Consider the following 24,280-nt stretch of genomic DNA (forward strand, 5'->3'; position numbering starts at 1 on the left):
CTGCCGACACAGCAACTCCACTATGGTTAGGGTCCCATAACCATGAAACCCGAGGTTGCCGTGAACCCTATGTTGAGCCGCCGTGCCATGCTGTCCGTCACCTTCGCAACAGCAGCCGGTTTCGCCCTTGCTGCCTGCGGCGACAGTGCGAAAGACGAATCCACTCCCGGCACCGAAGGTGCTCACGCCGAGGTCAACGCCTTCCCGGTGACGATCGACCACAAGTTCGGCTCCACCACCATCGAGCAGGCACCCAGCCGCATCGCAGCGGTCGGTATCGGCGACGCGGACGTTTTGCTTTCCCTCGGGCTGACGCCCGTCCTGGTCCCGGTGTGGAAGGGATCGACCGACGACGGAATCGGCGTCTGGGCCGACTCCGCAGTCCAGGGCGCCGAGCCGACGCCATTGGCCAACGCCACCACCGATTTCGACATCGAAACGATCGTGGCTGCAGCGCCTGACCTGATCATCGCCGTCAACAACGCGATCGACGAGGATCTGTACAAGCAGCTCAGCGCCATCGCGCCGACGGTGCTGCACGCCGCCGATCAGACGGATTGGGTTCTGCCCTGGCAGGAAGTCACGACCCGCATCGGTACGGCTGTGGGCGTTCCCGCGCAGGCAAAGAAGGAGGTCCAGGAAGTCGAAGACCTCATCGTTCGCACCCGCGCGGAGAACCCCCAGTTCGAAGGCAAGACAGCAGCTCTCGTCATTCGCTGGAGCGACGGAAATCTGCGAGCGTTCAGCCCCGAGGCAGCGCGGGCTCAGCTGCTCACGCAATTGGGATTCACGGCGCCTGCCGCACTGAAGGATCGGTTCGCGGGCAAGCTGAACTACGAGATCTCCGCCGAGAACTACGACCTCCTCGAGTGCGACTACCTGCTCTTCGACAACTACGAGAAGGCTCGCGCCGAGATGGAGTCGCAGCCGGCGTTCACCAATCTGAACGTGGTCGAGACCGGAGGCCTGATCAGCTTGGACCCCATCGTCAGTGACGCGGTGTCCATGCCGAACCCACTCACCATTCCGTTTGTGCTGGAAGATTTCGTCGCAAAGATCAATCAGACGATCGCTGGTCGATAACTTTCGTTCGGCCTGACCACACCCACAACACCACAGCCGACACGGCCACGCAGAGCGCAACGATCACCCATGGTGACGCCGGCGCTGCGTGGCCGTTGTCGACGAGGTCGTACACGAATCCGACTCCCACGGTTCCCAGGAGCGCGAGCAGACCGCCGATCGTGTTGAGCATGCCGAAGTGCGCTCCGAGGTTGCTTTCACGACCGAGGATCGCGATGGTGTCTCGCATCGGCGGCACCATCAACATCTGTCCCAGGTGCAGCAGCCCGATCCACACCGCCAGACCGACTATCTGCGTCGACGCCGAAGCTGCGGAGTCGACGCCGGTGACCAGCGGAACCAGGAACGACACCGAAATGAGCACAAGCCCGAAGGTGATCGCGCGCCGATGCCCGATGCGGTGGGCAACCGCGACCGTCGGTCCCTGCCCGACGATCACCAACACCGCCGCGCCCACGTAGAACCATCCCAGCGCCGACTGCGAACCGATTCCGCGCTCGAGCTGTTCCGGAAGCATCAGGTACAGCTGGCTGTACGCAACCAGCTGAAAACTGCAGAGCGTCGCGAAGAGCAGAAAGTTGTTGTTGGTCAGGACACTTCGCCAGACGTCGCGCAGCGTATAGGTCGACACCGGGCCGTCGTGGGCATCGCCCGGTCGGGGGAACCAGATGAAGAACCCGACCCACATGATCGCAAAGAGAAACGCGGCGCTCGACGCCGTCCACGAGAACGGAAACATCAACAGAGCAGCTCCCAGCGCCGGACCGATCACGGTTCCCAGGCGGCTGCACATCTGTTCCACTGCAAACAAATCGGTACGACGCATAACTCCGGCGGACTCGAGTTCGCGTCCGTACTCCGCGTTGGCCGACTCCACTGCGGGCGCGAAGAGCGCGGCAGCAAAGCCGACCAGCAGCACGCCGACGATCACGGCGCTCATGCTTTCTGCCAGACCGAGCATCAGAAAACCGACTACACGAACGGCTATGCCCAGCAGGATGATCGGACGCTTGCCGAACCTGTCGGCGAGGCTTCCACCGATGAAGAACATGCCCTGCTGACTGAACATCCGCAATCCGAGGACGAGGCCGACAATCCAGGCCGCAAATCCGAGGTCCTCCGAAAGGTGCACCGCCAGAAAGGGGACAACCAGATAGAACCCGATGTTGAACAGCACCATCGAGAGGAGGAGCAGCTTCACCACCGGCGGCAGGACACGAACCTTCGCGAAGGTCTTGTTACCGGGGAAACGCTCACTGAGTACCACGATCAGAAGACTATTGCCCGCACGGCGTTCTGTGGAAATCTGCCATTTTACAATTGGTTAACTGTCCGTTTAGGTAGCGATGGTAATCATCTTCCGGGGGTTCGAGCACACGACAACGAGAGCCGGGATTTGATGAATGGATTGACGCGCCGCCAGATGGTCAAGGCGATGGCGGTAGCCGCGGGCACAGTCACCGCGAGCGCATTTACATTGGGTGCCAATACCTCCGTCGCGGGGGCGAGCCCCGCGCAGGAGATCAAAGTGCTCTCCCTCAACACCTGGCACGGCGGAACCAAGATCAACGGTGGCCTGCAGCTGATCGCCGACATGATCATCTCGACACAGGCGTCGATAGTTCTCCTGTCGGAAGCCGGCACTGCGACAACTGCATTGGCGGACATGCTGACCAAATCAGGAACCACCTTCTACGGAGCAGCGTCCTCCGACGTGGGGATTCTCTCCAAGTTTCCGATCGAGGAAACAGCCGACCTGAACTCGATGATCAAGGCAGTCGTGACGGTCGACGGCAAACAAATCGCCGCCTACTCGGCACATCTGGCCTACACGTCCTACGCGACGTATCTACCGCGCGGATACGGCGCGGGTGTTCCCAAGCCCGGAGAGTTCTCCGAGTTCGGCTGGAACAAGATGCCGTCCGGTCCGGTCACGGACCCCGAGACGGTTCAGCGCGTGAACATCAATTCGGGACGACCCAAGGCAATTTCGACGTTCGTCGACGATGCGGCAAAAGAACGGGCCAAGGGCAGATCCGTCATCCTCGGTGGCGATTTCAACGAACCGTCGGCCCTGGATTGGACCGACGGCACGCGAAATCTGTTCGACCACAACGGTGTAGTCGTTCCTTGGGAATCCACCCGCCTGCTCGACCAAGCCGGATTCGTCGACGCTTACCGCAGTAAGTACCCGAACCCGGCCACACACCCGGGCTTCACCTGGCCGTCCGACAATCCCGACGTCGACACCTCACAGCTCACCTGGGCACCCGAGGCAGACGAACGCGATCGGATCGACTACATCTTCGCCGATCGCGCTTCGGACCTGAAGCTGGGATCCGTCGGGATCATCGGCCCGCGAAAGACGATCGTGCACAACAAAAGAGTGGAAGAGAACTCCCAGGACAACTTCATCGCTTCACCGACGCCGTGGCCGACCGATCACAAAGCCGTTCTTGCGACGTATCGTTTTGTCAGCTTCGGCGGCGGATCATCGACCGGTTCGTGGAGCGGTTCCTGACAGGGCATCTCGTAGCCAGTCGATCATCATCGGCGTCAACTCGGGCAGCTTGGTCACTGCGCAGTGCCCCGCATCCGGGATGACGTGTACCTGCGTGTTCGGGCGCTCCTCGAAGAGAGTGGTGTCCGAGAGCGGGATGTGAACGTCGTCGGCCCCGTTGACCACAAGCATCGGGGTCCGGCCGTCGTCGGCGGTCATCAAGACACTGCGATCGAAAGCACGCAGACCCTGTACCAGCGCCTCTTTGGTTGCCGGGGCATCGAAACCCAGTGCGTTTCCGACGATGTCGCCCATGCCGTAGACCAGGCGCTCGGCGTTCGCGGTCTCGAACGCGCCCTTGACCGGGGCGCCGATGTTGATCACCGCATCGACGGCGCCGGTCAACCCCGAGCGCACGGCGAAGTTGCCACCGAAGGAGACTCCCAGGTGCGCCACCTGCCCGTTGCCGAGAGCGCGAGCCGTCGATACGAGCCCGTCGATCACCTCGTCACCGAAAGCATCGAGAGGAACCGGTGATTCACCAGTTCCCGGCTGGTCGAAAGCGACAACAGTCACCCCGGCGTTCTTCGCGAACGCACTGACCAACGGATGCATGTCCATCTTCCAGCCGTCGACGCCGCCGCTGAGCAACAGGACGGGTGCATCCTCGTACCTCCCGTCCACGGAGAGAATGTGCACCGGTAGCTCGATCTCGCCGGATCGGTAGGGCAGGGACAGGATTCGACGCTCGAACTCGAGCCCGAATCCCGGTGCTGCCTTGACGTATTCGTCCACCTGATTCTGCAGGGCCCGGCGCCGCGAATCGTTGGCCAGGACGGGGAACTTGGCGATTCCGTAGATCATCGCCGCGAGTGAATGATTGCCGGCCGCGGAGTACTTTGCTGCCAACGCCGACCACTCGTACGACCAACCACCCGGCGCGTCGGCCCAGGTCGAGTGGATGGACGCGCGCAGTTCCTCGAGATCCGAGACGGGGAGCCCGAAGCTCAGAAACTGTCCTGTGCGCTCTTCGAAGAGGCCTCGGTGATCGACAGGAAATTCGTATGACATGGGAAAACACCCCTCAATTCATCTCTAATGCAACGATCAGTTGCATTAGCTCAGTGAACCACGTGCCTCCAGCTAACACAACACCTTGTTGCGATAAGGTTGACTCATGACTTCGACACCACAACGGCCCGGAGGGCGTAGTGCCAGGGTGCGCGAGGCCGTCCTGGCAGCCACGGCGGCCGAATTGTCCGAACGCGGATTCGCCGCGATGACCATCGAGGACATAGCCACCCGCTCCGGAGTCCACAAGACCACGATCTACCGGCGGTGGAGCACGCTGTCCCAGTTGGTGGCCGACGCGGCCGTCGAGGTATCGGCAACCACCGTCCCCATCCCGGATACCGGTTCCATCGAATCCGACCTGCGCGAGATGGCCAGATCGATAGTCGCACTGGTGACCAGCGAGTCAGGCGGCGCGTTGGTGGCTGCACTGTTCTCCGATGCGGTCCGCACGCCCGAGGTCGCGAGACTCAAGCGCGAGTTCTATTCCGCACGTTACGAACTGGCAGACATCGTCGTTCGCCGAGCAGTCGAGCGCGGGGAGATCTCCGAGCAGGTCTCGGCCGCTGATCTTCTGGCGGCCGTCGCCGCACCCATCTACTATCGCCTGCTGGTCGCCGATCTACCCGTCGACCAGTCGGTTGCCGATCGTGCTGCTGCCGGCGCGCTCGCTGCGGCCCGCGCCGGGGCACTCGATCAGGCCGAATGAGCCAGTGAATTCAGCGCTTCCACGATTGCCTCGTTGAATCCGCTGCCGCCATGCCCGGCGCCGTCGAGTACCACCAACTCACTACCCGGCCAACGCCGGTGGATCGCCCAGGCAGTATCGAGTGGCCCGGAAATGTCATACCGTCCGTGCACGAGAATCGCGGGAATCTCAGCGAGACGGTCCATTCCGTCCAATATCTGATTCGGCGCCAGGAAGCAGTCGTTACCCCAGTAATGCGTAACCAGCCTGGTCATCACCCGGCGGAAGTCCGGATTCTGGTATCGAACACTCGGAGTCCACCCCGGCATCAGCGACACGTGCACGTCTTCCCAACGGCACCACTGCAACGCGGCATTCTCGCGCACAACAGGATCCGGATCGGCAAGCAGTCGCGCGTACGCCGCGGGGAGGTTTCCGTCACGCTCGTCCACCGGCAACGGCGCCACGAACTCTTCCCATTCACGCGGAAATACCCGGCCCATGGCACGGGTGATCCACTCGATTTCGACCCTCGTCCCGCCGGTGATCGCGCCCAGGGCCATCGCTTGCACCCGCGCGGGAAACGCCTGCGCGTACACCAGACCCAAACTCACGCCCCAGGAAAGTCCCGTCACGATCCATCGCTCGATACCGAGATGCTCACGAAGACGCTCGATGTCTTCCACAATGTGCGCCGTGGTGTTCACGGTCAGATCGACGTCCGGACTGCTCGCTAGCGGAAGACTGCGCCCACAGCCTCGCTGATCGAACAGAACTGCGCGAAAGACTTCGGGATCGAAGAAACGCCTGGCGCCGACAGTGCATCCCGAACCGGGACCGCCGTGGAGGTAGAGAACCGGAATGCCCGCAGGATTGCCGACTGTCTCCCAGTACAGACTCTGACCATCCGCCACTTCCAACAGACCGGACTCGTACGGTTCGACGGGCGGGTACAGGACAGCAGTCATAGGCGGTGATTCTTCCATCAAGCTGCCTACTCGAGTAGGCAGCACGCGGCCGAGCAATGGCCTAGCGTGGACAGGACACCACTGCGACGGGAGTACACCAGATGCGTGATGGGTTCAGGTTGCCGGGATACGGCGGCGCCGCAGTCTTCCTTCGCAGTCATGCGGTTCCCGCCACTGTCTTCGAATCCGACGTACCCACACTCGTTTTCGACGTCGGGCTGCTCAGCCCCGACCGCTTCAATCAGTATCTCAGCCGACATACGGACGACGGATTCGTCGAACGGCTGGCGGCGTTCTTCTTTCACGCGGCCGCAGACTTCCATCCCGAGAAATCGCTTCCGGCGTTCACCGACGAACGACTCGGGCTGATGATCTCGGTCTGTTCCAGCACCGATCGAGAGGTGGAACTCGACTTCTCACTCGCCGAAGATCCCGAATCGGAGGACACCGAACGCGACGAGATGACCTTCGAGACAAGCCGAGTCGTCCTCGCGACCTCGGCGCAGACGGTTTCTCGACTGACCGGTGGAGTAACCACCCACTTCGACGGGGAGTTGTAGAGACATGGGTTTTCTCTTCGAGGTTCTCGATTTTCCCGAAGGCAGTCGGATGACCGATCTGTGGAACAACACATGGGCTGAGCCGGCAATGGGCGAGGAGATTGCCTCCGGCCACTTCATTCATCTGGGCGACGATCAACACGTCGACGTGGAGACCGATTTTCTCAGTAGCCACCTACCGTTCAACGTGGCAGGCTTCGGTGGAGTCTTTCCCGACGGCAAACCTTGGATGTTCGTCATGCAGAAGGCGCCGGCGGACCTCGCGACCAGGCTTCGCGGCGAGGACGATCCGCACTCACTTCTGCGCGGATCACTCGACCGCGCCATGTCTTTCAACCCTGATGCACTGGTGGCCGAGGAATTGTCCTGGAGGCACGCCGATCTGGTGAAGGTGTACGAGGAAGAGGGAATCCCTGCGGTATCCGTCGCGGGTTGGTCGGTTGCGGATCTCCTGCGTGGCCTCTTGGCGCAGTGTTGCAACGTCGAACTTGCCGCCGTCGTCGCCGGATACCCAGAGTGCGCCTATCCCGAATCGGCGCATGCGTGCGAAGCGGACGTGTTCTCAGACGTGTTCGCCGGTTGGGTCAGCGGACTGCGGTGATGTGACGGAGGAGACTCCACCCTCCCGATATTTCGGAGTAGACTCATTTATGAGCGTGATCCGAAATGGAACGAGGTGAGCGGGATGACGAAGCCGGACCAAGAGCTGGGCCGTCGCGAACGCAACAAACTCGAGAAGCAGACACGCATCTTCGACGCCGCTGCCGAACTGTTCGCGGAAAAGGGCTACAGCGCAGTCACAACTCAAGAAATTGCCGACCGCGCCGATGTAGCCGGCGGCACTCTCTTTCGTTACGCCGCAAGCAAAGCCGAGTTGCTGCTCATGGTGTACAACGCGGAATACCGCAAGCAGATCGAATTGGGAGAAGAGCGTGAAGCCAAGTCGACCGGCACAGAAGATCGTGTGCTCGAGCTGGTTTCACCCCTGCTGATCGCAAGTCGCCGAAACGACGAGAACACCGGCATCTACCAACGCGAGGTGTTGTTCGGTGAGCCCAGCGAGTGTTTCCGGGCCGAAGGCCTGGAACTCTCGCAGCGCCTGCAAACGCGGATTGCGCAAATCTTGCACGAGGCACACCCCAACCACACCACCCGAACCACTACTGCAGCGCGAACGATTTCCAACGTGCTGCACTTCGAAATAGCCCGCGCGGCATTGGACCGGATCACGGCTGACGAACTCACGAACATCGTTGCCGCACAGGTCCGATTGACGCTTGCCGGACTACCCACCGAATAGGATTGAGGATCGAAAATGACTGAACTGAAGCAGATCACCGTTCTGGGTACCGGAGTTCTCGGCTCACAGATCGCCTATCAGACCGCCTATCACGGCTTCGACGTCGTCGCGTACGACATCAACGCCGAGGTCATCGAAAAGGCCAAGGCTCGGTTCGACTCGTTGGCCGCGGCCTACAAGGCCGAGAACGTCGAGGGTTCCAAGGAAGGCAAGGCTGACGAAGCGCTGCAACGTATTACGTACTCGTACGATCTAGGCGAAGCCGTCGCCAAGGCCGACCTGCTCATCGAGGCAATTCCCGAGGACATCGCCATCAAGCGCGACACCTACGAGAAGCTTGCCACGGTTGCTCCTGAGCACACGGTGTTCGCTACCAACTCCTCGACGCTGCTGCCGAGCGATCTCAAGGAGTTCACCGGCCGCCCCGAGAAGTTCCTCGCACTGCACTTCGCAAATCACGTGTGGGTCAACAACACTGCCGAGGTCATGGGCACCGAGTCCACCGACCCCGCCGTGTACCGCGAGGTCGTCGAGTTCGCGAAGAACATCGGCATGGTGCCGATCGAACTCAAGAAGGAGAAGGCGGGCTACGTACTCAACTCGCTCCTGGTCCCGCTCCTCAACGCGGCCTCCGACCTGCTGATCGACGGCATCGCCGATCCCGACATGGTCGACAAGACGTGGCGTATCGGCACCGGAGCCCCGTTCGGCCCCTTCCAGATCATGGACGTCGTCGGGTTGACCACCGTCTACAACATCTCCTCCCAGGGCGGCGAGAAGCAGCGCGAATTCGCCGACTACATCAAGAAGAACTACATCGATGAAGGCAAGCTCGGCGTCGCTGTCGGCGAGGGCTTCTACAACTACAAGGGCTGACCGACTTACCGGCTCACCGCGCGGTGGTTACGACGTGAATTCACGTGGTAGCCACCGCGCGGACGTCTGTTGTCAGTAAGTCCGAAACCACCCTGAGCGATTGTGACGCAAGCTTCTTCACGTGCGAACCCATCATCAGGAGAGATCCCCACATGCGTCGTTCCGCCATCTCGGCACTCACAACACTGGCACTGCTCGGCGCCGGAACATTGGTCAGCACTCCCGCTGTCGCCGCTCCCCTCGCGTGTGGCGGAATCTCCACCGGTTCGTTCTCAGGCTCCGCCGGCGGATCGGAGTACCTGTGCGCCAAGGAAGGTGATCTCCTGGACGTGCGCATCGGCGACGTTCACGCGACACAACCGTCACTCGGCTACGACGAGGTGTACTACAAGCTCGGGCGATACACGCTCGGAAAAGACACGATCAACAAGAAGTTCGACGACTGGTGTGAGGCGAACGGCCAGATCCAGGCCGCGACCGCTACTGCGGCGTCGACGCTGAAGGACCCGTCGTCCTTCACCTGCCAGCTCCCGGTGGGTCAGGAAACCGCGGAGAGCATCGCGCCCATGAAGACCGTGGTCGTCGGTCCCCGCGGCGATCTCTATCTGACCGACGGTCACCACACCCTCACGTCCTTCATCGAGACGGCCGACGGCGGTCCCGACCTTCACGTGCGACTGCGGGTTCTCGGCAACCTCAGCGGCTTGAGTGAAGGTGCCTTCTGGACCGAGATGGAGAAGAACAAGTGGGTCTGGTCGCGTGACGTCGACGGAAACCAGGTACCGGTCCAGGCTCTGCCGAAGAGCGTCGGCCTGGCCAACTTCGCCGACGACAAGTACCGCAGCTTGATGTACTTCTCCCGCGACATCGGATTCGCCGCGGGCACGATTCCGTTCCAGGAGTTCTACTGGGGCGCCTGGGTCCGCGACACCGCGCCCGTCGACCTCACCAACTGGAATCGCGATGATCTCTCCAGCTACCTGGGCACCGTGAAGTCGGTGACCAAAGCACAGACTGCGTTGACGGGCGATGCCGTCGTCGACAGCGGATTCACTGCCACCGATCTTGGCGTCCTGTCGGCCTGGAACGACGGCAAAGCCGAGTCCAAGGGCGAGTTCGCAAAGCTGTCCAAGCCGTACACAGACGACAAGCCGGGCAAGATCGCCTACGCACTTGCCTACAAAGCAACCCTCTGACCTGCTCAGATCCAAGTCACACCAAGCAGACTTGACTAAGGTAAGCCTCTACTCAGTAGTCTGAACCCATTCGGGTGCCGCTTCATCGAAGCAGCGACGCCCTGCCCTGACGGAATACATGCCGTCGTATCTGCCCGGTCGAACAATCTCCGGGCAACCAGGACAGGGAGAAGGTTGCTGCAGTGAGCACGTCCATCGTCGGTTTGTACGACCCCGCAGATGACAAGAGCAGTTGCGGGGTCGGGTTCATCACGCGCAAGGACGGCGTGCAGACCCACGATGTCCTGATCAAGGGGCGAGAAGCACTCTGCTCGGTACCGCACCGCGGCGGTATGTCTTCCGAGGGCGTCGGCGACGGCGGCGGTGTCTCGGTTGACCTCTCCCTCCGGTTCTTCCGCAAGGTCACCGGGCGCTCAGATCTCCGCGCCGGCCGCTTCTGCGTCGGCAACTTCTTCCTTCCGGACGACGATGCTCAGCATGCTCGTGCAGCCGCTCTGGTGGAACGCGAACTTCTGGACCGAGGCTTCACCACCCTCGCTGTGCGCAACGTGCCGGTCGACGACTCGGCGATTCGGCCGGCAGCCATCGCGCATCAGCTTCCGATCCGGCAGTGGATTTTCGAGGTCCCCACTCCGCGTCCCGAGCCTGCGGTTGTCGATCGCCTCGTGCACGAAGCTCTGCTCGCCATCGAAGCCATCGCGTACAACACCCCTGCACTGCGCGGGTTGTACCCACTCTCGCTCAGCGCGCGAACTCAGGTTCTCAAGGGTCGCTTGAACTCCGACGAAGTGATCCCGTACTTCCGCGACCTGGTCGACCCCGATCACGCCGTGCACACGATGTACTTCCATACGCGGTTCTCGACCAACACGGACCCGCATCCCACGATGGCGCAGCCGTTCCGGTTCATGGCTCACAACGGAGAACTGAACACGGACAAGAAGAATCGGCTCTCCGAAGCTGCTGTCGCCAGTGCAAAACGACGTGCGATCGTCCGTCCGCCCGGCCAGTCCGACAGTTGCCGACTCGATCAGACCCTGGAAGCACGCGTCATCGAGGACAGTGTCGACCTGGTGACGGCTGTGGTCTCGATGATGCCGCCTGCCTGGGAAAACGACACCACCCTCTCCCCCGCAGTGCGTGCGATGTTCGAGTACTTCTCGCTGTACGAGGAGAAGAACGACGGACCGGCAGCGCTGGTGTTCGGCGACGGCACCATCATCGGTGCGCGCCTGGATCGCCTCGGTCTGCGTCCACTACGCACGATCGAGACGCACGACTACGTGTGCGCGTTCTCCGAAGCCGGACAGATCGCGTTCGCACCCGAGACGGTGATTCACCGTGGCCGCGTCGAGGCCGGCGGAATGTTGTACTTCGATCATCGCGATCGCCATACCTACACTGCCCGCGAAGCTCTGGAAAAGATTGCCGCTCAGCGCGACTACCAGTCGTTGCTGGAGCAATCGCGAATCCTGATCGAAGACATTCCCGCCGTGCCAGCGGAGAAGGTCAGCTCCCCGACCCGTTACAACGGCACCTTCGAGGTTCATCAGCGCTACATGGCGTACTCCCTGGATCAGGAAAGTTTCAAATTCCTGATGGATCCGATGCTCACGCACGGAGCCGAAAAGGTCTCCGCCATGGGTTACGGCAACGCCATCAACGCATTCAGCGACCGCGAAGGCGGCGTGGCACGTTACTTTTCGCAGCGATTCGCCCAGGTAACCAACCCTCCGCTCGACAGCATCCGTGAAGCGGACGGTATGACTCTCCGGGTTGCATTGGGTGCGAAGATGGCCCCCGGACAGGGCAAGCAGATCGTCATCGCCTCGCCGATCCTCGGGCACCTGGACATGCTCAAGATCCGCGAACAGAACCACACTCCGCACCGCCGCTTCGAAATGCTCTACCCCGCCGAGGGCGACGCGCAGGCAATGGTCGACGCGATGACCGCGCTCGGCGATGCTGTTGTCGCCTTCGCGGCCGAACAGGGCGGAATCGCAGTCCTGACCGACCGCCACGTATCTCACGAGCGCGCAACACTTCCCGCGATCATGGTCGTCGGAGCACTGAATCAGCGTCTCATCGACGCGGGCCTGCGATTGCGCTTCTCTCTCATCGTCGAGAGCGGCCAGATCGAGTCCTCCCACCACGTTGCCGCTGCGCTCGGATTCGGTGCTTCCGCTGTCTACCCCTTGTCCGTTCAGTTGCGAGCCGAGGAGAAGTTCGCTGCCGACCCGGATGCCGCGTTCCGACGCTTCGCGAAGGCCGCCGAGAAGTCCCTGATGAAGACGATGGGACGCGTCGGTCTGTGCACCGTCGAAAGCTACATCGGCGGAGAATTTTTCGAACCCAACTTCCTCGATACGTCCGACCCTGTTCTGCGCCAGTGGTTCCCCAACATGAAGTCACCGGTGGGTGGCGTCGGTTTCGAGACCGTCGCGGTGACCTCGAAGCAGTGGCACGAGCGTGCGAGCGCAGTCGGGGGCGAGAAGGATCTGCCACTGCTCGGCCTGTTCAAGGAGCGTGCAGACGGCGCAGGGCATTCGTTCGGTACCACCGCGGTCCGTAAGTACGTCGAACTCACCGAGGAGAAGATCGCGTTCGACAGTCCCTCCGGAACAGAACAATTCGAGGCTCTACGTCTACTGCCGCTCGGACGGCTCGACGACGCCTTCCGCCTCGACGCCGGGGCATACCGGGCGACGAGCTTCGACCGGTTGACCACCGAGCAGATCGACGACTTCGACATCACCGCCGGGTACCGGGACTTTTCCACTGTCATGGCTGCGGAACGATCGCGTCGTCCCGCCGCGTTGCGCGATGTCATCTCCGTGCCCGGTGATGTCACATTTGCGGTGACGACAGCCGAGTTCACCGACCAGATCAGCCGATTCTCGGTGCGCGGCAATAAGACGATCGTGATGCGTGGAATCCGGTGTGAATCTGCCGCGGACGGCCGGTACACACTTAGCCTGGACGGTCCACTGGCCGACGACACCGCTCGGGTGGTAGCACTCGGCGATGCTCTTTCCGTCGCCTTTGCCGACGACGTCACCATCGAGGCCACCGACCCGGATCTGGTGCTGAATGCAACCGGTATTGCGGCAGAGTTCCTGTCCAAGCTGAGGGTCGCACCGGCAGGTGTACCTCTCTCCGAGGTACAGAGTGCAAGCGACATCACCCCGAAGTTGGCGTCGGGTGCCATGAGCCATGGCGCGCTGAACGCTCCGGCGCACGAAGCCGTCGCGCACGGCACGAACATGGTCGGTGCGATGTCCAACAGCGGCGAAGGCGGCGAACACCTTTCGCGCTACGACACGATTCGTGCATCGCGCATCAAGCAGTTTGCATCCGGACGCTTCGGAATCTGGGCGGGCTACCTCGCCGATCCGATGCTCGAAGAGATCGAGATCAAACTCGGCCAAGGCGCAAAACCCGGTGAGGGCGGGCAGCTTCCGGCCGCCAAGGTCACCGTCGACATCGCTGCCGCCCGCGGCGGAACGCCCGGGGTCGAACTGGTTTCGCCGCCGCCTCACCACGACACGTACTCCATCGAGGACCTCGCTCAGCTCATCCACGACTGCAAGGCAGCTCGCATTCGGGTGATCGTGAAGTTGGTGTCCTCGGAAGGAATCGGCACCATCGCCGTCGGTGTCGCCAAGGCCGGCGCCGACGTCATCAACGTCGCCGGAAATACCGGTGGCACCGGCGCAGCTTCGGTGACCAGCCTCAAATACGCGGGTCGTGCGGCCGAGGTCGGTATCGCGGAGGTCCATCAAGCTCTGTGTGCCAACGGCCTTCGCCAGAAAGTCGTTCTGCGATGCTCGGGCGCGCATCAGACCGGCAGCGACATCATCACTTCCGCCCTACTCGGCGCAGACAGCTTCGAGTTCGGTACGTCGGCGCTGATGATGATGGGCTGTGTCATGGCCAAGAACTGCAACACTAAGTGCCCCGCCGGTCTGACCACCAACCCGGAACTGTTCGACGGCGATCCCCGCGCGATGGCGCAGTACCTTCTCAACATCGCTCACGAAACTCGGGAACTGCTCGCGAATCTGGGAATGCGGTCCCTTCAGGAAGCGCGGGGTCGAACGGATCTCCTGCATCTGCTCGATCACCCGTCTATTGTCGGCAATCTGAAGCTGGACGCGATGTTCGAGTCCGCCCCGGACATCACCATCGACAATCCTGTGTACCTCGAACGTGAGTACGCGCTCGACGCGAAGATCATGGACGAGGTTCGTACGGTGTTCTTCAACCGTGGCGAGGCCTCGGTCGCCGTGTCCGGACCTGAATTCGCCGAAGGTGCACTGCACCTGGGTAACCGGAACAAGAGCGTCGGTGGTCAGTTGGCGATCGACCTCGAACGTGAACTCAACTACGGAGCGGCCGGGCTTCTCGCTCCGGGAGTACTGACCGACGAGCGCGGGCGACGGTATCTGGCGCCGGGCAGCGTGCGCGTCCTGACGACCGGATCTGCGGGCCTGTCGTTCGGCGCATTCTGCAACGACGGCATGCACCTGGAACACACCGGGACATGTAACGACGGCGTAGGAAAGAGCATGAGCGGCGGCGTGATTGCCGTGCGCAGCCCAGGCGGCGGCTCCAGTGACGCCGGTGGAAACGTGTTGATCGGCAACTTCGCACTCTTCGGCGCCACCGGTGGACGAGTGTTCGTCGAAGGTGAAGCAGGCGATCGCTTCGCAGTTCGTAACTCCGGCGCCAGTGCTGTCGTAGAAGGTGTCGGAGACTTCGCCGGCGAGTACATGACCAACGGTGCTGTCGTGAATCTCGGCGAGTTCGGCAAGGGTGTCGGCAACGGCATGAGCGGCGGGTTCTTCTACCAGTACGACCCTCGCGGCGAACTGGCACTGCGAGCAAGTACCGATTCCGTACTGCTGGGTTCGATCACCGCTGCGACCGATCCTCTGGCCGCCGTCCACAACCACGCGGTACAACTCCTGCTCGAACTGCATGTGGAAGCAACGGGATCCGCGCTCGGAACCCGACTACTCGAGAACTGGGAAGTCGAACAGCACTCGTTCGTCTACGCCATGCCCAAGGCATTGATGCTTTACCAGGACAGCGATGCAATCCTGGCTGCGAAGTCGCACAAAGAGCTTCTCGAAGAATTGGCGTCCGCCATCGCAGCACGTCAGGTCCGCACCTTCAAACTCGCAGTGCGCGACGGGCGCCCCGCACTGAACGGAGCAGTCCCTGCCTACGGCGAGACCGATACGGCGACGATGTATGCGCTGCTCAGTGAGTACACCGTGCTTCACTTCGCGCAACAACTCGCCACCGCCCGCACGCCGGGTGCGTCCGGACCCGACGATCCAGCAGTGCAGAAAGCGGCCCGAAACCTGGTGCTGACCGAGGACTTCGCCCTCGTCCAGCACTTGGTCAAGTACTCGAAAGAGATTCTGGCCGACTACGACGACGAACAGTTGGCTGCGCTGATTGCAGCCAAGCGGGTCGACGACTACAAGCAGGCGCTGAGCCTACGCAACGTGTTGGCCATGGACAGCCCGGCGACGTACGGGTGGATTCTGTTTCAAGACAACAAGAATCGGGACAAGCTCGGATCACTGCCGAACTTCGACGAACTGTTCGCTTCGCGCACGATCCCCGACCTGGTGTCCTGACCTCCTCCCCCGAAAGTAGGTGAGCTTCAAATCATGGAAATCCCGTACATCCCCGAATACGCACCGTTCACCGGCGACCAGCGCGCGTGGCTTTCCGGATTCCTGGCCGGTCTACACTCGCGAACTGTCATGTCCGGTCAAACCGGTACTGCAACAGCGACAGTGGAGAGAGCTGCCGGCGCAGCCGTGCACATCCTTTACGGAAGTCAGACCGGCAACGCGGAGTCCTTGGCTGAAGACGCAGCCGCAGCTGCTCGTGCCCACGGTCTCGAACCACTTGTCGCGGGTCTGGACACCGTGGATATCAATGCACTTTCCGCCATGCGCCGGGTGCTCGTCATCACCTCCACCTACGGCGAGGGCGAGATGCCTGACAACGCGCAGTTGTTCTGGGATGCAGTCGAATCCGAGAGTGCGCCCCGGCTGGAGGGTCTCTACTTCGGAGTACTCGCACTCGGTGACACCAGCTACGACGGGTACTGCCAGTCGGGAAAGAACATCGACGCCCGCTTCGAAGCGCTCGGTGGGACCCGGGTGGTCGACCGCACCGATTGCGACGTCGACTACGAGGATCCGGCGGCCGAGTGGATCGTTCGGGCCGTCACTGCGGTGGCCGGTGTCGACGGTGATGCGGGGGCCGCTGCCTCGCCGGTTGCGCCCGCTCACACGAAGACCAAGTCGCAGTGGACTCGCAAGAACCCCTATCCTGCAACCGTCCTCGCCAACCGGCTGTTGTCCGGCGAGGACTCAGCCAAGGAAGTCCGCCACTTCACCTTTGCGCTCGGCGAGGACGGTCTGGACTACGAGGCCGGAGATGGATTGGGCATCCGCCCGATCAACGACCCCGCCCTCGTCGAGGCGATCATCCATCAGCTCGGTGTCAGCGGCGATTACGTGGTTACCGCGAAAGACGGCTCGTCCGCACCGTTGGACCAGGTGTTGACCAGCGACTACGAGATCTCCATTCCCTCGCGCGATTTGATCGAAGACATCGCCCGACGCAGCGGCGACGCCGAACTGCAGCATATTCTCGACACGGAAGATCGGGAAGCGCTCGATGCGTGGCTGTGGGGCAAGGACGTTCTCGATCTCCTCCAGTTGGACAACAGCATTCGCCTGAATCCCGAGGATCTGCTTACACTTCTTCGCCCGCTGCAACATCGGGTCTATTCGATCTCCTCCAGCCCGCTGGCCCACGACGGCACCGTCCATCTGACGGTAGCGAGTGTGCGCTACCGCTCGGGCGAGCGGGACCGCGGCGGCGTCTGCTCGACGTACCTGGCGGACCGCGTCGGCGAGGGCGATCGGGTCGGAGTTTTTGTCTCCAAGAACAATTCGTTCCGCCTACCCGCCGATGACGCTGTTCCCGTCGTGATGATCGGCCCCGGAACCGGCATCGCACCCTTCCGCGCGTTCCTGCACGAGCGTCGCGCGCGCAACGCGTCGGGGCAGAATTGGCTCTTCTTCGGCGATCAGCATCAGTCGAGCGACTTCATCTACGAAGACGAGTTGAACGGGCTGACCCGTGACGGTGTCCTGACTCGCCTCGATCTGGCCTTCTCGCGCGATCAGTCCGAGAAGATCTACGTCCAGACTCGTATGCGCGAGCAGGGCCGAGACTTGTTCGACTGGCTCGAAAACGGTGCGCACGTGTACGTCTGCGGCGACGCCACTCGGATGGCAAAGGACGTCGACGACGCATTGCACGAGGTCGTCGCCGAGCACGGTGGGTTGGATGCGGACGCCGCCGAGGATTACGTCAACAACCTCAAACGATCGAAGCGGTACCTAAGGGATGTCTACTGAGATGTGCCCGCACCGTGGCGAATGTCGTTGCGCAGCTTTGGCACGCATGTCGGACCTGGACGCACTGCTTGCGCGTCCGGGGTTCCGTGGTGGACTGATCGACACCGCACCTGACGTAGTCGGCAAAATGTTGCCGCTCTTGGACGACACGGTAGCAATCACCGTCGCAGGCCCGGTGGCTGTCAACGACTCGGGCAAGTACTCCGTTCCGACAGTTCCCGGCGATCCGTTGGTCTGCGCGCCCGGGCTCGTCTCTCTACGTTTGAACGTTGCCTCCCTCGGCTCGGTGGTGACCACTGAAGCAGAGGAGCACATACCGCCGACGCTCCGCATGTTCGACATCCACGGATCAAGTTCACACACCACGTATTTGACCCGGCCTCGGATCGTCTCGCCTTCGAAGCGATGCGAACTGCGCCGAGCACTGCGAGGGAAACAAGCACTCCCATCCAGACATCGAATACGCCCGCATTCTGGGCCGAAGCCGATCAGCTGACACAGCTCGACTTCATCCTCGCGGACGGCGGCAGCGAACGTCGTAGCGGCCTGGTCGCTCTGGGCGCCCTCGGTTACCGGCGAGTTGATCCTCACCTCATGGCTGCCGGGATGGAGCACCTGTCCTACCACCAACTGCCCGTCACGACCGTCGTCGCCGGGAACGGATGCCTGCAGATCCACCGTGGTGACCTCGACGCCGCAGCCATGTTCGGGGGGACGCTGACTTTGGCGTCCGACACCTGCCGGACGATGATCGACCTGAATGGTGTCTCGGAGTGCTGGCTGACCCTCACCCACGGCGTTCACGGCCTGACCAGCTCGATCGAGATGTACGACTTCCGCCGCAAATGCGTGGCAGTCTTCACCCAAACGGGTCCAACCGAACCCGCAGTCATGGGCGTGTGGGAAGACGTCATGAGTTCCATCTCGGCCGCATCCTGACACCGACAGATGCTGGGCGAGTGTAAGAAATCGGCGTACGGCGATAACCACATGGAGCCATCGACCCTTAACCTTAGGTCTCGGTCATTTGTCGTGCCTGCACCCTGACGCTGATTCAAGGAGTTATCCATGCCCCGCCCTCTCGTCGAACCGTCGCTGGTCCCGGCCTTGCGCCCGGCGCTGCCTGCATTGGCTGCCGGGGTCGTCGCGGCCGCAGCGTCGGGGGTCGCGATGCTCGGGGCGCTCTGGTGCGTCGTGCAACTCATCGGTGAACCGTCGATGAGCTGGGCCGGGTGGGCATGTGGGCTGTGGCTCACCGGGGTAACGCTCGCTGCCACGTCGTCGTGGCTCTCGCATCACGCCGAGTCACTCTTCGAGGCCAGGCTTCGACGCCAGCTCGCAGCCCACCTCGTTCGCCTACCGGCAAGCACGCTGTCCCGCTACAGCGGAGACGCACTGCGGAGGCTCGTTTCGGACGACATCTCGGCGCTGCACCATATGACTGCGCACCTACCGGCCGAGTTCGCCACACTCATCGTGGTCCCCGCGGTCACGATCGCGGCGTTGGTTGCCTCAGCCGGCCCCGTGGCGCTTCTCGCTCTGGCTCCCGGCATCGTGGCAGCTCTGTTCTACCTGGTCGTGATCCCCCGAATGGCCGCTCGGCACAGCGCCGAAAGTGCAGATGTCATGGGCGACATCGTGACTGCCGTGGACGACTATGCCCGCGGCATCCGCGTCTGCCGGATCTACGGCGCGCAGACCGGCGCTGCCGCCGACTATGCAGAATCGACAGCACGGTTCACCCGGGGAATGCAGGAGCGCGTTCGACTCGTGGCTACCCCTGCGGCCGTCGCCGTTGCCCTCATGCAGGCGACGGCGACGTTCGCGATCGCCTATGCCGTCGGATTCCACTGGGATGCAACGACGTTGGCCGCCACCATTCTCTTCAGCCTCGCAATCGTGACACCGGCCCTGCGGCTCGGGCACGGCCTCGACTACGTCGCTGCTGGACGCTCTGCTGCGGGCCGGCTCGCCGCTGCCCTGGACGAACCCACCCTCCCTGCCGGTGAAGCGCCAACCGTTCCGGCCTCGAGTCCCTCCGATCGACTGGAGATCGTCAACCTGACTGTCACGATCGCGGACCGCAGAGTCGTCGACGACGTCACGCATGCATTCCGCCCAGCCACGATCACTGCGATCACGGGACCGAGTGGAGCAGGCAAGACGACGCTCCTGAAAGCATTGGCCGGCTTCGAGATCCCGGAACTGGGTACCGTCCGCTACGCAGGTCGTAGCATCACCGCGATCGACGAGAACCTGCGGCCACAGTCCCTTCTGCTCACACCCCAGGGCGCAGACGTGTTACCTGCCACGGTGCGCGAGAACATCGCGCTGGCCGCCCCCGATGCAACGGACGCGGAATACACCGCCGCACTACGCCGGGCACAGATCGACGTCAGCCTCGACGCCCACGCAGCTTCACTCTCCGGCGGAGAACGTCAGCGAGTCGGGATCGCTCGGGTGTTCCTCTCGCCCGCAGCAGTACTGCTGCTCGACGAGCCGACCAGTGCACTCGACGATCGGACAGCGGCAGAACTGCTGAAAGAACTGCGGCACCTCGCGCACGACGAAGGAAAGACGGTCGTGATCGTCACCCACGACCCCGCTCTTGCAAACGATGCCGACGATCGACTCGACCTCGGCGGTCGAAACCTGAACGAGGCTGCCTCGCACAATGCAGCCCTGACTGGAGCCGAATAATGAACAGCGCCAATGCAGCCCGACGACGCTTGATCACCATCGGACTCGGTTGGGTGTCCGTTGCTGTCCTCGAGGCGATCGCGTACACCACCCTCGCGCTCTCGATCGCTGATCACCGGTCGCCGGTTCTCGTCCTGGCCACGGCCACCATCGCTCTCTTCGTGACCGTCCTGGTCTCGCGGGGCGGTTACTTCACCGGGGCTCGACTCGTGGGCGATCTCTACGACGCTCTCGGCGACGCCTTCGCCCGTGCGAAACTGTCCTGGTTCACCGACGACAACCGGGCACTGCTCGCCACCGTCGCCGGGCGCGGAATCCCGTCGCTGATGAGTGTTCCCGCGCACCAACTTCAGACCTTCCTGGTTGCACCGCTGATCCCGCTGCTCCTGCTTCCTGGGATCGCGGTCGTCGCGGGGCCAGGCGTCATGCTGCTCGTCGGTGGACTGCTCGCCGTGTCGCTCGTCGCTCAGACGCTGGCCCAACGTGCGCTCAGCCGAGCGGACGAGCGCCGACACGAAGCCGAGCTCGCAGCAACTCAGTCGACACTCGAGCTCACCGACCACCTCGAATTACTGCGCACAGCAGCCGGTCCCACACGTTCCGTCGAACGAATCGAGCGAAGCTGGCGGAATCAGGAAGCCGCGCTTGCACGGACAAATCTCGCCGCGGCACCAGCGACATTCATCTCGGCGATCGCCACCATTGTGCCGCTGGCAGGTGCAGTGATTTTCCTCGCCGCCACCGGATTCGACGATCCCGCAGCCGCTCTCGCGCTTGTCATCCTCACCGCCCGCGCCGCTGCGCCGCTCGACGAACTCGCCCTGGCCGGAATCGGAGTCAACGAGCTGCGCGCAACGGTTCGCGACTACCGCACAGCGACTTCGGCTCCCGCACTGGCCGAGCCCGCACCCTGGGACGCCGCGCGCCCTGTTGGAACGGACATCGAGGTCGCCGGGGTAGATCACGCTCCGGTTCTGCGTGGCATCACCGCGGAGATCCCCGCGGGTGAGCGAGTTCTCGTCGCAGGACGCTCGGGTACGGGGAAGAGCACACTTCTCGGGCTGCTCATGCGCTTCGACGATCCGGACCAAGGCAGCGTCACTCTGGGCGGAGTTTCACTGCGCGACTTGCCCTACGACGACCTGGCGGCACACATCGGCTACGTGCCGCAGGACCCACTCGTGTTCTCGGGCACCCTCGGGGAGAACATCGGACTTGGAAGACCGGGCGCTACCGAAACCGAGATCGAGGACGCCGCCAGGCGCGCTGCCCTCGGCGCCGTTCTCGACCGCTCGACGCTCGGCATTCATCAGGACATCGGACACCAGGGTGCCGCTCTCTCCGGTGGCGAACGTCAGCGGGTGGCGATCGCTCGCGCCTTCCTCAAAGACGCTCCCGTCCTGGTTCTCGACGAAGCCACCTCGGCCCTCGACGAGGCCACCGAGCGCCGTATCGCCGGCGCCGTGCGGGAATTGGCGGCCACCGTCTTCGTCGTCACCCACCGTGACCCCGCCATCTGGGAGCCCACCCGCACGATCACCCTCTGACATCGCTTGTCTTACACGCGTGGATACATTGCCGGTCCCGTCGCACCCAGGTGATGACCGCAGTCGGCGATTTCAGCTCAGCCGCTCGATGATGGTGACGTTCGCGGTCCCACCACCCTCACACATGGTTTGGAGTCCGTACCGTCCATCAATGCGGTCCAACTCGTGCAACATCGTGGCGAACAACTTGGTGCCAGTGGCCCCAAGAGGGTGGCCCAGTGCGATTCCACCACCGTTGGGATTGACCCGGGAGGGATCTGCACCCGTCTCGATCAACCAGCTCAGAACTACCGAAGCGAATGCCTCGTTCATTTCTACGGTATCCATCTGGCCGATCGCCATGCCGGATTTCGCCAGTGCATACTTCGTCGCGGGTATCGGCGCCGAGAGCTGCAGCATCGGATCGTCGCCGCGCACGCTCATATGATGAATGCGCGCACGTGGCTTCAATCCATGAACCTCGAGCGCCTTCTCGGAGACGATCAGGGCCGCTGATGCGCCGTCACAGATCTGCGAAGCCACAGCAGCCGTCAGCAACGAGCCATCCCTCAATGCGGGCAGTGCAGCCATCTGCTCCATGGATGTCTCTCGTGGGCATTCGTCAACGACGCATTGGCCCAATGACACTGTCTCACGCTCGAATCGGCCGTCTGTGATGGCAGCACGGGCACGCTGATGCGATTGCAGTGCCCACTCCTCCATGTCTTCACGGCTGATACCCCATTTCTTGGCAATCAGGTCGGCGCCGACGAACTGTGAGATTTCGGCCTCGCCGAATCGTGCTGCCCACCCCCGGGACTTGCTGAAGGGCGTGTCGAATCCGTACTCGTTGCCGGCACACATTGCCGCCGAGATAGGAATCGAGGACATGTTCTGCACACCGCCGACAAGCACCACATCTTGGGTCCCGCTCATGACCGCTTGCGCTGCGAAGTGGACGGCTTGCTGTGAAGATCCGCATTGTCTGTCGACTGTCGTTCCTGGGATGTCCAACGGTAGGCCTGCTGAAAGCCAGGCGGTGCGGGCAATGTTGCCCGATTGCGGCCCGATAGCGTCGACACAACCGAAGATCACATCGTCGACGGCCATCGGGTCCAGTCGAGTGCGGTCGAGAATCGATGTGATCACGTGGGCCCCCATGTCCGCTGGGTGCTCTCCTGCGAGCGAGCCGTGCCGTTTACCCACCGGAGTGCGGAGCGCATCGACGACATAAGCCTGAGGTGCAACCATACGAACTCCTTCGAAATCGAGCTTTGTCGGGCTTTCGATGTCGCACACACTCTAGCGATCAAGCATTTGTTTGGTAGATGAAACGTGATTTCGAGACCCGCAGCCACCACCACAGGATTGGTCTCCGCACTTCTATCCAACGAAATCCACTGCTGTCGCAATCATTCGACAGTTCGAGGCTCGACCCCCCAAACGCGGCTTGGCTGCCCACGCCGCAGACCCCTCACGCCAGCGTGAAACGGCGAAAGATGCGAGAACAGCTGCGGGAGTGCATCTTCGAGCGGAACGAGCGCATCATCCATATCCATTGCCTTCCCTGAGAAATCGTTCAGCCCGCCTTGCGAACAACACCAGCTTTGTCGAGCTACACCGCAAGCCGGCTGGCCGATGGCTGGAAAGTTAGTACTTTCGTTGGAGCCCAGCACGATTGGGCTATTCACCGCCCAATACAGGCTTCGTATACCGATACGCGTTGCAGGACAACGATTCTACAAACGGTCACGCACTCAGCGATTCATGAACCGCTGCTGGCTCGAAAACTGGATCCCCTTGCGGTAATTGCGCTCCGGGTAGAGCATGGGCACCACACCGTCTTCGATTACCGGAGGTTACCGTGACGAATCTCGTACGCCGACTATCTGCCTGCGTATCCATAGTGGCCGTTTCGGTTCTCGCGCCCGCAGCCGTTGCCTCCGCTGCGGTCACCGTTCCGTTCCAAATCAACCCGGCGCCGTTCGGGAACCCAAACGGCAGCTTCGACGCACCCCCTGTCCACTGTGTGGCGGTAGTCGGCGAACAACCTGGCACGGTGACGATCACCGGCGCCAAAGACGAGCGGTGGGGTTGCATGCTTTCGACGGAAGTGCGCTGGATGAACCTCTCGACAGGAGCCTCCGGCTCCGGTCGGCTTTCTGGCGACAACCAAGGAACCCCGGGAGAGGCAACCCTGCAGACTGGAGCCGGGCAAGTTGCCGTCGCCATATTGCCTGCCGCCGGACCTGTCACCCCGGGTTTCGCAACCTTCTTCGTCCCATAGGCAACCCTCAAACCCGGGACACCTGCTGTACGAACGACCCGTCGCCACACAATCGTGTGGCGACGGGT

18 protein-coding genes are annotated in these 24,280 nt (G+C 62.4%); 14 read left to right on the top strand and 4 right to left on the bottom strand.

The features are described from left to right. Positions 1-69 precede the first annotated feature (69 nt). A complete protein-coding gene (locus G9U53_RS05890; protein WP_231917411.1) occupies positions 70-1,083 on the top strand; it encodes an ABC transporter substrate-binding protein in 1,014 nt (337 codons plus the stop codon). Here the strand turns inward: G9U53_RS05890 and G9U53_RS05895 are convergent. Beyond that, positions 1,058-2,350, bottom strand: coding sequence for an MFS transporter (locus G9U53_RS05895; protein WP_165638444.1), 1,293 nt, complete (start codon positions 2,348-2,350; stop codon positions 1,058-1,060). The two genes, G9U53_RS05890 and G9U53_RS05895, sit on opposite strands and share 26 nt — an antisense overlap. A gap of 132 nt (positions 2,351-2,482) precedes the next feature. Here G9U53_RS05895 and G9U53_RS05900 point away from each other — a divergent pair, with 132 nt between their 5' ends. After that, the gene (locus G9U53_RS05900) at positions 2,483-3,604 is read left to right on the top strand and encodes an endonuclease/exonuclease/phosphatase family protein (RefSeq protein WP_064687899.1); all 1,122 of its coding nucleotides are present in this window, start codon (positions 2,483-2,485) and stop codon (positions 3,602-3,604) included. Here the strand turns inward: G9U53_RS05900 and G9U53_RS05905 are convergent. Continuing rightward, on the bottom strand, positions 3,575-4,654 hold the full coding sequence (locus tag G9U53_RS05905; protein WP_054780762.1) for an alpha/beta fold hydrolase: 1,080 nt from the start codon (positions 4,652-4,654) through the stop codon (positions 3,575-3,577). The two genes, G9U53_RS05900 and G9U53_RS05905, sit on opposite strands and share 30 nt — an antisense overlap. Positions 4,655-4,760: 106 nt before the next feature. Between G9U53_RS05905 and G9U53_RS05910 the strand changes: the two genes are divergently transcribed. Further along, entirely contained in the window at positions 4,761-5,363 is a 603-nt protein-coding gene (locus G9U53_RS05910) for a TetR/AcrR family transcriptional regulator (protein ID WP_207624043.1), read from the top strand. Here G9U53_RS05910 and pip read toward each other — a convergent pair. Next, complete coding sequence (gene pip, locus G9U53_RS05915) at positions 5,351-6,310, bottom strand: prolyl aminopeptidase (RefSeq protein ID WP_007730337.1); 960 nt, start codon at positions 6,308-6,310, stop codon at positions 5,351-5,353. The two genes, G9U53_RS05910 and pip, sit on opposite strands and share 13 nt — an antisense overlap. Before the next feature lie 101 nt (positions 6,311-6,411). Between pip and G9U53_RS05920 the strand changes: the two genes are divergently transcribed. The 10 genes from G9U53_RS05920 to G9U53_RS05965 all read left to right on the top strand — a co-directional run bounded on the left by G9U53_RS05920 (position 6,412) and on the right by G9U53_RS05965 (position 21,946). Beyond that, positions 6,412-6,870, top strand: a complete 459-nt coding sequence (locus G9U53_RS05920; protein WP_003942982.1) for a hypothetical protein — start codon at positions 6,412-6,414, stop codon at positions 6,868-6,870. Between the two features lie 4 nt (positions 6,871-6,874). Then, the gene (locus tag G9U53_RS05925; protein ID WP_007730333.1) at positions 6,875-7,471 is read left to right on the top strand and encodes a hypothetical protein; all 597 of its coding nucleotides are present in this window, start codon (positions 6,875-6,877) and stop codon (positions 7,469-7,471) included. An 84-nt stretch (positions 7,472-7,555) separates the two neighbouring features. Then, positions 7,556-8,170, top strand: coding sequence for a TetR/AcrR family transcriptional regulator (locus G9U53_RS05930; RefSeq protein ID WP_030536169.1), 615 nt, complete (start codon positions 7,556-7,558; stop codon positions 8,168-8,170). A gap of 15 nt (positions 8,171-8,185) precedes the next feature. Further along, entirely contained in the window at positions 8,186-9,046 is an 861-nt protein-coding gene (locus G9U53_RS05935) for a 3-hydroxyacyl-CoA dehydrogenase (RefSeq protein ID WP_063315496.1), read from the top strand. 152 nt (positions 9,047-9,198) lie between these two features. Further along, the gene (locus G9U53_RS05940) at positions 9,199-10,242 is read left to right on the top strand and encodes a ParB/Srx family N-terminal domain-containing protein (protein WP_003942919.1); all 1,044 of its coding nucleotides are present in this window, start codon (positions 9,199-9,201) and stop codon (positions 10,240-10,242) included. 182 nt (positions 10,243-10,424) lie between these two features. Further along, positions 10,425-15,893, top strand: coding sequence for a glutamate synthase-related protein (locus G9U53_RS05945; protein WP_165638445.1), 5,469 nt, complete (start codon positions 10,425-10,427; stop codon positions 15,891-15,893). Between the two features lie 33 nt (positions 15,894-15,926). After that, a complete protein-coding gene (locus G9U53_RS05950; protein WP_165638446.1) occupies positions 15,927-17,699 on the top strand; it encodes a sulfite reductase subunit alpha in 1,773 nt (590 codons plus the stop codon). A gap of 405 nt (positions 17,700-18,104) precedes the next feature. Next, the gene (locus G9U53_RS33445) at positions 18,105-18,638 is read left to right on the top strand and encodes a hypothetical protein (RefSeq protein ID WP_242692432.1); all 534 of its coding nucleotides are present in this window, start codon (positions 18,105-18,107) and stop codon (positions 18,636-18,638) included. A gap of 129 nt (positions 18,639-18,767) precedes the next feature. Beyond that, positions 18,768-20,399, top strand: coding sequence for an ABC transporter ATP-binding protein (locus G9U53_RS05960; protein ID WP_165638447.1), 1,632 nt, complete (start codon positions 18,768-18,770; stop codon positions 20,397-20,399). After that, positions 20,399-21,946 carry an ABC transporter ATP-binding protein gene (locus tag G9U53_RS05965; protein WP_165638448.1) on the top strand — a complete coding sequence of 516 codons (1,548 nt, stop codon included), beginning with the start codon at positions 20,399-20,401 and terminating at the stop codon, positions 21,944-21,946. Before G9U53_RS05960 ends, G9U53_RS05965 begins: the two co-directional genes overlap by 1 nt. Before the next feature lie 72 nt (positions 21,947-22,018). Here G9U53_RS05965 and G9U53_RS05970 read toward each other — a convergent pair whose 3' ends face one another. Further along, complete coding sequence (locus G9U53_RS05970) at positions 22,019-23,176, bottom strand: acetyl-CoA C-acetyltransferase (RefSeq protein WP_165638449.1); 1,158 nt, start codon at positions 23,174-23,176, stop codon at positions 22,019-22,021. A gap of 655 nt (positions 23,177-23,831) precedes the next feature. Here G9U53_RS05970 and G9U53_RS05975 point away from each other — a divergent pair. After that, positions 23,832-24,212 (top strand): hypothetical protein, encoded by a 381-nt coding sequence (locus G9U53_RS05975; protein WP_050655001.1) that lies wholly within the window; start codon positions 23,832-23,834, stop codon positions 24,210-24,212. The last annotated feature ends 68 nt before the right edge of the window (positions 24,213-24,280 follow it).

The organism is Rhodococcus sp. D-46 (genome assembly GCF_011290655.1).
In the GTDB taxonomy this organism is placed as follows: Bacteria; Actinomycetota; Actinomycetes; order Mycobacteriales; family Mycobacteriaceae; genus Rhodococcus_F; species Rhodococcus_F qingshengii.

What these genes read in the sequence shown, in the direction of transcription:
- G9U53_RS05890 (WP_231917411.1), top strand. Translation starts at nt 70, where the DNA reads ATGTTGAGCCGCCGTGCCATGCTGTCCGTCACCTTCGCAACAGCAGCC.
- G9U53_RS05900 (WP_064687899.1), top strand. Translation starts at nt 2,483, where the DNA reads ATGAATGGATTGACGCGCCGCCAGATGGTCAAGGCGATGGCGGTAGCC.
- G9U53_RS05905 (WP_054780762.1), bottom strand. Translation starts at nt 4,654, where the DNA reads ATGTCATACGAATTTCCTGTCGATCACCGAGGCCTCTTCGAAGAGCGC.
- G9U53_RS05910 (WP_207624043.1), top strand. Translation starts at nt 4,761, where the DNA reads ATGACTTCGACACCACAACGGCCCGGAGGGCGTAGTGCCAGGGTGCGC.
- pip (WP_007730337.1), bottom strand. Translation starts at nt 6,310, where the DNA reads ATGACTGCTGTCCTGTACCCGCCCGTCGAACCGTACGAGTCCGGTCTG.
- G9U53_RS05920 (WP_003942982.1), top strand. Translation starts at nt 6,412, where the DNA reads ATGCGTGATGGGTTCAGGTTGCCGGGATACGGCGGCGCCGCAGTCTTC.
- G9U53_RS05925 (WP_007730333.1), top strand. Translation starts at nt 6,875, where the DNA reads ATGGGTTTTCTCTTCGAGGTTCTCGATTTTCCCGAAGGCAGTCGGATG.
- G9U53_RS05930 (WP_030536169.1), top strand. Translation starts at nt 7,556, where the DNA reads ATGACGAAGCCGGACCAAGAGCTGGGCCGTCGCGAACGCAACAAACTC.
- G9U53_RS05935 (WP_063315496.1), top strand. Translation starts at nt 8,186, where the DNA reads ATGACTGAACTGAAGCAGATCACCGTTCTGGGTACCGGAGTTCTCGGC.
- G9U53_RS05940 (WP_003942919.1), top strand. Translation starts at nt 9,199, where the DNA reads ATGCGTCGTTCCGCCATCTCGGCACTCACAACACTGGCACTGCTCGGC.
- G9U53_RS05950 (WP_165638446.1), top strand. Translation starts at nt 15,927, where the DNA reads ATGGAAATCCCGTACATCCCCGAATACGCACCGTTCACCGGCGACCAG.
- G9U53_RS33445 (WP_242692432.1), top strand. Translation starts at nt 18,105, where the DNA reads ATGCGAACTGCGCCGAGCACTGCGAGGGAAACAAGCACTCCCATCCAG.
- G9U53_RS05960 (WP_165638447.1), top strand. Translation starts at nt 18,768, where the DNA reads ATGCCCCGCCCTCTCGTCGAACCGTCGCTGGTCCCGGCCTTGCGCCCG.
- G9U53_RS05965 (WP_165638448.1), top strand. Translation starts at nt 20,399, where the DNA reads ATGAACAGCGCCAATGCAGCCCGACGACGCTTGATCACCATCGGACTC.
- G9U53_RS05970 (WP_165638449.1), bottom strand. Translation starts at nt 23,176, where the DNA reads ATGGTTGCACCTCAGGCTTATGTCGTCGATGCGCTCCGCACTCCGGTG.